This is a genomic window from Arthrobacter sp. MDT2-34-1 (assembly GCF_059091365.1).
In genome coordinates this window covers 1-1,366 of sequence record NZ_JBNHGO010000036.1, presented here as the reverse complement: position 1 = coordinate 1,366, position 1,366 = coordinate 1, and the positions used below count along the sequence as shown (strand labels likewise).

Annotated in this window: 3 protein-coding genes; 2 read left to right on the top strand and 1 reads right to left on the bottom strand. The window is 70.4% G+C overall.

The window, feature by feature from the left end; all coding sequences use genetic code 11:
• Both AC5RVV_RS17400 and AC5RVV_RS17395 read left to right on the top strand, forming a co-directional pair.
• The coding region (locus AC5RVV_RS17400; RefSeq protein WP_494002611.1) for a response regulator at positions 1–282 on the top strand (282 nt) is incomplete at its 5' end.
• A 134-nt stretch (positions 283–416) separates the two neighbouring features.
• Positions 417–635 carry a hypothetical protein gene (locus AC5RVV_RS17395; RefSeq protein ID WP_493986463.1) on the top strand — a complete coding sequence of 73 codons (219 nt, stop codon included), beginning with the start codon at positions 417–419 and terminating at the stop codon, positions 633–635.
• A 23-nt stretch (positions 636–658) separates the two neighbouring features.
• Here AC5RVV_RS17395 and AC5RVV_RS17390 read toward each other — a convergent pair.
• The coding region (locus AC5RVV_RS17390; RefSeq protein ID WP_494002610.1) for a hypothetical protein at positions 659–1,366 on the bottom strand (708 nt) is incomplete at its 5' end.

Genomic DNA, 1,366 nt, shown 5'->3' with positions numbered 1-1,366 from the left:
CTCCGGCTGTGCCGGGAGCTGAAGCCCGACGTCGTCCTGATGGACCACGATCTGGGCGACGGCACCGGACTGGACGCCGCACAGCGCATCCTGGCCCGCACCCCGTTAGCCCGCATCGTGCTGCTCACCGCCCAGCCCTCCGCCACGCTGCGGCAGCAGGGCAGGGCCCTGGGCATCCGCGCGGTCCTGGCCAAGGGCGGATCCCTGACCACCCTGCTGGACGCCCTCCGGCAGGCCGCCCGCCCGGTGCTCCACAGCCGGCGGTCCCCCTCGGCCGCCTAGGGAAGCACTCCCCCCGCTCTCACACCAGAGAACAGAGGAACGGGAACCGCACACGCGGTCAAGCGCCCAAGGGGCCCGCCGCCGCCATGATGATGGTCCTCGATCCCAGACCCCGCGCCTACGGAAGGAATACAGTGACCAACGTCTTCAGCCTCAACCCGCGGATCCGCGACCTGTTCGCCCTGCGCCCCGGCGATCGGATCGAAGCCCGGCGCAACGGCGTCATCCACTATTTCGGCCAAGTCGAACAGGCTTTCCCCGAAGAGGGCACCGTGCTGATCATCGAGGGGGTGGGCGGGGCCCGCAAGCTGCTGCCCAGTGACGAATACGACCTGCACCGCAGTACCCGCTGAGCCCCCGCTGACATCCAGGGCGTCTAGTGAGTCGCGGCGGCGGCTGCCTGTCCCTGGCGCAGGGGCGGAATGGCCAGGGCCAGTTGGGTGTTCTGCTGCGGGTCGGTGAAGTCGATGGAGAATTCGGTGGCCTCGGCCGGTGCGAGGTAGCTGATCCAGACCGGTTCGCTGGTGCCGGCCGGGATCAGGCCGGCGCCGCGGCTGGCGTCGCGCGGGGTGACTGTGGGTCCGTTCGCGCCGACCTTCAGCCGCAGCTGGCCGGGTGAGAACAGCCTGGGCGCCCTGCCGGTGTTGGTAACTTCCGCTTCGATGAGGATCACATCGGCCCAGGTCTCGTTCACCGGCCCCCCGGACGGTGCCCCGTGGCCGTGGGCGCCGGCTTGGGGCACCGGACCGGCATTGCTGAGGGCTGCAGCATGGGTGATCCGGCTGAAGTCCGCTGCCCCGGGGGTTCTGCTGAACACGGGGGACCCGGCCGCGGTGAACCGCGGGGAGCGTCCGGCGCGGATGATCCGCACCGCTCCGAAGGACGCCGGTGCCGTCAGGGGTGCGGTGCGTGCTCCGGTGGAGGCGATGGCGTAGGCGGTCGCGGCCGCCAGGGCGGCCGTTCCGGCCGCAACGGTGAAGGTGCGCCGGGAGATCACAGGGGTTTTCAGTTCCCAGGAGGTCCCCGGTACTGCCCCCGGTGATGTGCCCGGGTTATAGACGGTCATTGGATGGTCATCCCCTTT